The organism is Candidatus Thermoplasmatota archaeon, from assembly GCA_029907305.1.
Classification (GTDB): Archaea; Thermoplasmatota; E2; order DHVEG-1; family DHVEG-1; genus JARYMC01.
This window is the reverse complement of sequence record JARYMC010000078.1, coordinates 1-7,205: the sequence shown is the minus strand read 5'-3', so window position 1 is coordinate 7,205 and position 7,205 is coordinate 1. Positions and strand designations below refer to the sequence as shown.

Annotated in this window: 5 protein-coding genes; 3 read left to right on the top strand and 2 right to left on the bottom strand. The window is 33.2% G+C overall.

Features of this window, described 5'->3' with window-relative positions:
• Positions 1-562: 562 nt before the first annotated feature.
• Together QHH19_06080 and QHH19_06075 are read right to left on the bottom strand one after the other, a co-directional pair.
• Complete coding sequence (locus tag QHH19_06080; GenBank protein ID MDH7517894.1) at positions 563-1,729, bottom strand: polysaccharide pyruvyl transferase family protein; 1,167 nt, start codon at positions 1,727-1,729, stop codon at positions 563-565.
• A gap of 15 nt (positions 1,730-1,744) precedes the next feature.
• Positions 1,745-3,067, bottom strand: coding sequence for a glycosyltransferase (locus tag QHH19_06075; protein ID MDH7517893.1), 1,323 nt, complete (start codon positions 3,065-3,067; stop codon positions 1,745-1,747).
• 238 nt (positions 3,068-3,305) lie between these two features.
• Between QHH19_06075 and QHH19_06070 the strand changes: the two genes are divergently transcribed.
• From QHH19_06070 to QHH19_06060, 3 genes are all read left to right on the top strand, one after another.
• Positions 3,306-4,115, top strand: a complete 810-nt coding sequence (locus QHH19_06070) for an SDR family NAD(P)-dependent oxidoreductase (protein ID MDH7517892.1) — start codon at positions 3,306-3,308, stop codon at positions 4,113-4,115.
• A gap of 116 nt (positions 4,116-4,231) precedes the next feature.
• Positions 4,232-5,572: a hypothetical protein gene (locus tag QHH19_06065; protein MDH7517891.1), complete on the top strand. Its 1,341-nt coding sequence runs from the start codon at positions 4,232-4,234 to the stop codon at positions 5,570-5,572.
• 305 nt (positions 5,573-5,877) lie between these two features.
• On the top strand, positions 5,878-7,176 hold the full coding sequence (locus QHH19_06060) for a radical SAM protein (protein ID MDH7517890.1): 1,299 nt from the start codon (positions 5,878-5,880) through the stop codon (positions 7,174-7,176).
• Positions 7,177-7,205: the final 29 nt, after the last annotated feature.

Genomic DNA, 7,205 nt, shown 5'->3' with positions numbered 1-7,205 from the left:
TTGAAGCATCGGATAAAATTGTTTTATAGAAATTGGCCGTATAATGCCACTGTTGATAGCACTCAACAGTGGATTGATTGCTTTGTGTCAATGTATCATTTTACGAGGTGCTAAGTTGACAACCACTAGATTTTTATATTTCATCGCTATCAATTTTTCATATTATAGTATGTAAGATGTTATCTATAATTCAGTGATATTTATAAAATTTTATAATCTGTAATGTCAAGTCAGATCGGTAACATCGTTGGTTATGGCAGGGTTGTCTAAATTAGGAGGAAATATCTGGTCTACATTGTGATGATAGGTTACATCTTCTCCTCCTGAGAAAAATGTTATCCGCGTCATTTGAAATTACAATTAGTAAGAGACAAAGATAATTGGGCAAAATGAAGGATTTCAATCCTAGGTGAATTTGCCCGGAAATTAATGTTACATACTAAATACAGAAAAACTTTGATTATTTACCAACCAGAATTCTGATGTGTATTCGAAAAGAAATATCTTCTGCTTGTATAAAGTCGATGATTAAAAATCTAAAAATTTTAAAAAAATTAGATTTTCAAGAAAGCGCTTCAAGCATTTCTTCATCAAATAAAAAATTTCGTTTTTGTAACAATTCAGCTGGAGTCTTTGAAAGAAAATCTTCTGGGTTTTTTAACAAATTTTTAATATAACTATCCAATTTTCCTTCTAAAATTTCATTTGGTGATATCGTTGCATTTTTCGGAATTTGAAAATCCTTAGCCAAGGCTGTACATTTTATTGAATAATCTATCATTATCAGAGGTTTCTTTGTTAGACAAGCAAACAATGATGCATGATAACGCATACCTAAAATTGCATCACACTTCTCTATCTCAGATATAATTCTTCTTGGATCGGGGTGATATGAAAACAACTTTACACGACCTGAGTGTTTTAATCTTTCATATAATAATTTTGTAATGTCCTCGTCATTGCGTGAAGACCTTTCTTGTTTTCCTTGTAATGGAAAAAGGTACACAGTATTTTTTGTGTTTTCTCCAAGCCATATCTCCAATGATCTTGCTATTTTGTCGACCATGATAATATCATTTTTATTACTATCACGAAAAAATAAGTAAAAAGGTAGGATGGAAACGCCTATTATCTTTCCATAATGTTGAAATTTTGTTTTAGATGAAAAAGTTGGTAGAAAAGCCGCCAGATCAAATGATAATTTTACTTTATTTTTAATGTGCATTTCGTTTAACAGTTGTAATGACGAGCTATCTCTAACAGTTATATAATCTGCAGTTTTATATATTTTTTTTCTAATATATCGTCCCAATCGTGTAGAAACATCTCCTACTCCTATAGATAAGAAAATTATTTTTTTACAGCATATTTTAGCAAAGAGCAGAATCCCTAAATAATAAATTAATAAGTTCGAAATATTTATTAATTTACTTTTTGAATAATCAAAAATAAAAGTTCCACCTCCAACTATAAAAAAAGATGAACGTTTTAGTTCAAAAAGGAAGGTAGGTATCTTTGGTTTCACAATTTTGACTTTTTTTCTCATTTCTAGTGGTATCTCTATCGATTCCGTTGCGGAACAAACAACAAAAACGTCATTTGGGAAATGTTTATTTATTTCATTTAATAGAGCGTAAAGCATAGCGTCGTCACCAGTGTTCTTGTAACCATAGTATCCATAGATGAAAAACTGGCGTTTCTTATCTTGTATTGTATCTTTTTTTATCATATTGTTCTTCGTCTTTTACTTTTTAATATTATTTTTTTCTTCTATACTTTTGATGATTTCAATGAGGCGTTGGGCAGCATTTTTATCGCCATTAGGCTTAGGTAACCTTTGGGATAATACTTGCGCGTTATGTAAATAAGTATCATAATTGTTAAAAATCTTTTCAATTGCATTCAATAGATCTTTTTCTTTGAAATATTTTTTAGACAATATAAGACCTGCTCCATGTCCAACCATTTTTTCAAGGTTCAAATGTTGTTCTAAAAACATAGGAAATCCAATAATAGGTTTTCCAGCATATGCTGCAGTGTACACTGTACCTTGTCCACCATGGATAATTGCCAAGTCCACCATCTTATGCAATTCTTTTATAGATGGTACAAACTTCTTAGCTAAAATATTATTATTTAACTTAGGGAGTTCGTTTTCTTTCAAAATGTTTGTATATACTGCTATAACATTGTAGGGTGTTTTGTTGAGAGTTTGTAAGATTCTAAGGAAGAAGGTTTTTTCTCCGCTACTACCCATAGAAAGAAGAATTGATTTCCCAGGTTTTTCAAGGTGTTTTTTTATCTCCATGTTAAACTGTTTAACTTGTTGTGCGGGGAAGGTATCTGCAAATAACTCTTCTAGAATAATGATACCGATGTAGTTTTTAGAAGGGAATTGTTGTTGATTTGGGAAAATATTGATGAATTCTAAAAAATTCGTTATTAAAGCTACATCTCCAAAAACCGCATCCCAATCTGTTTTAAATGGTTTGATGTTATATTCTTTTGCAACCTTATTAAATTTATTACAAATAAATTTTATTCTTGGGAGATACCAGTTCAGAAAAACCAATTTTATTTTTTGGGGGAAAAGACGGGTAATCGTATTTTCGAGATAATCAGGGATTGAAAATTGAAATGATCCTAGACCTGGTGTTACAACCACATGAGGTATCTTTAGTGCCCTAGTAGAAATAGAGCATTGAGGGTTAGCGAATGAAACTATCATTTTAACCCCTGTTTTTTTGAACGCAGCGATTTCGTTTTTAACGGCTTCTCGTAAAAATGTTTTTGTATAAGGTGTCCTCCCTTTTTGTTCCCCTCGGAAAATGCTCTCAAATCTCCTAACTGATTCCTCAGTATAAAGAGGGTTGACTCTGATGATATCGCATCCGAGGTCCTTAACTAAGTATTCATACCGTCCACCATGGCTGAAGAATATTGCTCTTCCACCTAATTCCATGTAACGACGAGCAACAAGTATGGCACGGCCAGTTTCAGCTAGATTAAAGAAGAGGGGAAAAAAGCCAACTAATAGTTTTTCATCCAAATTATCTGCTTTGTTCATTTTATTACTCTTTTAATGTATTTAAAGTTTACAATAAACTCACTGTATATTTATTTCTTCTAGATTAATATTATTATTTGGTTGGATTATTATAACTTATTAATCTAATCATAAATTATTTAATTAAGTATTAGATGACTACTCCAGATATAACTTTATTTGATGGCATAAAAAATTACTATAGGCAATTAAAATATGAGATATATAATCTTTTAGAACATAAGAGATTGGTGATTAAATGGATTTCAAAGGGAAAGTCGTCTTGATATCAGGAGCCACAGGTGGCATGGGTGGAGAAATAGCAAGACAGTTATCTAAAGAAGGATGTAATCTTGCACTTTTCGCTAGAAGAGAAGAAAGACTTAAAAAATTATCTGAAGAAATAAGCATCGATAAAACTGAATGTATTTACAAAAAATGTGATATAAAAAACAAAAAAGATGTGGAAGAAGCTGTTAAGTTTACTCATAAAAAATTTGGCAGAATAGATGTTGCCCTATTAACTGCAGGTGTTTTGACACCCAATCCTATCGAAACCCTGGATAGCACCATAATTAAGGATTCTATGGAGATCAATTTTTTAGGTAATGTTTACTTTATAGAATCCCTATTTCCTATCATGAAACACCAAAAATCAGGTATCATTGCAGCTGTATCTACTTTACCAGATAGAAGAGGAGTAGCAGGTTGGGGTGCATATGGTGCTAGCAAGGCAGCACTGAGTTGGTTTATGGAGAGTTTAAGGGCTGAGGCTAAGAAAAAATATAATATAAACATTGTAACAATAAAGCCAGGTTCTGTTGAAACCCCAATGCTAGAAAATTATTATAGACCAGGTTCTATATCAGCAGAAAAAGCAGCAGAGATAATTATAAAAGGTATCAAAAGAGGAAAGAAAATAATCCAGTTTCCAGTTTTAACAACTATGTTAGTTAGAATCCAAAATATGCTTCCTGTATTCGTCCATGATAGAATTCCTATAGATGTACAGAAGGGCGACGGTTATCCTGTTGTTGAGGAGAACAGAGACGAAATTTTTAAAAAATAATAAAATACATAAAATGTTAACATCTGCTAAAACAATGTTGAGATCGTATGAATCAACTGTTTAATCCTCTCATATCATTATCATTTCTAAAGAATTATATACTAGATCCAAAAAGGATGGAAAGATTAAGTCCAAAACAACTTGAGCGGTATCGAGATAAGGCTTTACGAAGAATAATAAAATATGCATATGATGTACCACTATACCATAAAAAATACAAAAAAGCAGGCATACACCCAAGTGACATAAGAGGAATAAATGATATTAAAAAAATTCCTTTTATTTCAAAACAAGACTTGATAGATAATTTTCCCGATGGTATTGTTCCAGTGCATTATAATAGGGCAAAAAGCTATGTCGTGTGTACGGGAGGAACATCGGGGAAACCGGTCTCTATTTATACTGATTTTCCAACCATGCTTCGTTCAATAGGACCAATTCTTGTACAGATGCAGTATTTTCATTTAAATCTGAGGAAGATACGCCTTGCTCATATCGGGAATTTTAATCGTTATCGTATTGATAGCGTTGTTGAACAGCATTTCCTGCCAGAGTTACAGCATTTTTACTCATTGGAAAACATTCTGAATATAGATGTTAACGAGCCTGTTGCAAGTATTATGAATAGATTGAATGTGTTCAAACCTGATTTAATCATTTCGTACCCTGCGTTGTTTCAATATTTGGCATTTTTAAAGAGGAAAGGTTTTGGAGAAAATGTACAGCCCGCTCTGCTTCAGGTTGGTGGCGATATCCTCGATGAGTATACAAGACGGTACGTTGAGGATGCTTTTGGTTGTCCCATGTTAAATATCTACCCATCGGTTGAAGCGCAGGCTTGTATTGCATTTGAATGTAAGGAGAAAAGTTGGCATATTCACTCTGATTTTTTTCACGTTGAAGCAGTTGATTCCGAGATGAATTTAATATCTCCTGGTGAACGAGGGCGCATCGTGCTCACGCGACTGTGGGGGAGGGGTACTCCGATAGTCCGATATACTGGGATGGAGGATTGGGTTACGCTTGGCGATCGAGATTACTGTAGTTGTAGACTACGAAATCCTATCTTTAAAAAGCCGGTTGAAGGGCGTATGAAAGCGAACATTGTACTACCGAGTGGGAAAGTGTTCCCGCCAGGTGCATTCTGTTTTATTGAGCCAGTTCTTCATGATCTCAAAACGTTTAAAGTAAAACGATATCAGGTGGTGCAAAAGAAAATTGATGAAATTGAAATCTTACTAGTTATTGATGAGGAGCTTCGTCATATAGGGGCATCGGTAGATGAAATTGCGGAAGGTGTTAAAAAAATCTATCAGGAAAAGACTGGACCTGGAGTAATGATTACAGTGCGAGAAGTGGAGGAAATCAAAGGTGATCCCAACTCAGGGAAACCTGCACCAATTGTTGTATCACATGTTAAACCTGAAGAAGGTTATAGAATACTTGATAAATATTAGATTTCGTTTGATTATATTTAAAAATCCGTAGTTTTGTCATATATTGTTACCGTTTTAAGATGTGTAGGTAGTTGTTTTGATGCTATTTTTTGTCTTATAAAAAATGTTAAATATACACTCCTATATCTTATGTTCTTATCTTTGTTTAAGTAGAATTTATGAAGAAATAGATATAAATCTATATATGTCTAAAAATGGAATATAGTAAATCAAGATAAAGAACTCAATGGAAATATTAATATATAAATTATGTATAAAAATGAGTTGTTGTTAATCTTAAAATATGGATAAACAGGAGAATAAAAATGAAAATAATATTAATAATGCCTCATACTATTGGGAAACGACGTTTTTTCACCAGATTTTCATATCCTTCTTTGACTCTTCAACAAATAGCAGCTATAACTCCCAGAGAGCATGTAATAAAAATTGTGGATGAGCGTTATGAAAAAGTCAAATTCAATAACGACTATGATCTTGTAGGTATCTCCTGCTTAACCTATAATTCTTTACGAGGGTATGAAATTGCAGATGAATTTAGAAAACGAGGTATTCCTGTTGTCTTTGGTGGTTATCATGCTTCATTACTACCAGAGGAGGCTAAACAGCATGCAGATAGCGTAGTAATAGGTGAAGCGGAGCTTACTTGGCCTCAACTTTTGAAAGATCTAGAAAATGGAAAACTTAAATCATTCTATAGAGCAGATAGACTAGTAGAGCCTGAGTTTATTCCTGCTGCTCGACATGATATAGGTTCGTATACACTTATGAAGGCTATTCAGGCATCACGTGGATGCCCAACTGGATGTGAATTTTGTGCAATGCAAAAGGTGGAAGGTGCTCGTTTTAGAGGGAGGCCAGTAAAAAATGTAATTGATGAAATGAAAACGATTAAAGCTAAAACATTATTTTTCGCAGATGCTTCGTTAACTATTAATCCTAATTATACAAAATCCTTATTTAGAGAGATGGCTGTTTTAAATAAGAGATTTCATTGTTTCGGAAACATCAATGTTTTATCTAGAGATGATGAATTGTTACAGCTTGCGAATGAGGCTGGAGTTGAGAGATGGTATATAGGTATTGAATCTGTTTCTCAGGAAAATATTAATGCTGCGGGTAAAAGAACAAATAAAGTCGAGGAATATGGTGAAGCTATTAGAAAAATTAAAGATTATGGTATGGATGTGACCGGGTTCTTCATGTTTGGTTTTGATGATGATACTGTAGATATATTTGATAGGACGCTTCAGGCGATGAATGAATGGGGTTTAGATGAAGTATCGTTTAGTATTGTTACGCCTTATCCTGGTACGCGGTTATTCGAAAGGTTGGAAAAAGATGGGAGGATAACATCGTATGATTGGTCTCGTTATGAAGAGGGTAATGTTAATTTTAAACCATTGAAAATGACTCAAGAAGAGCTCTTGCAGGGTATTCGAAGAATTGCGGGAGATTTTTATTCCGTTAAAAGCTCTTTAACACGAAGTTTCAATGTTAATCACTTTAATCCGGTAAAATCATTCGTCACATTTGGAAGGAATATGGCTTTACGGTCGTTTTATAAAAAAGAAAAATTGAATATCTTGACAATGTCACATTAACTTTTTTTGTATGATTTACAAGCTTTGCG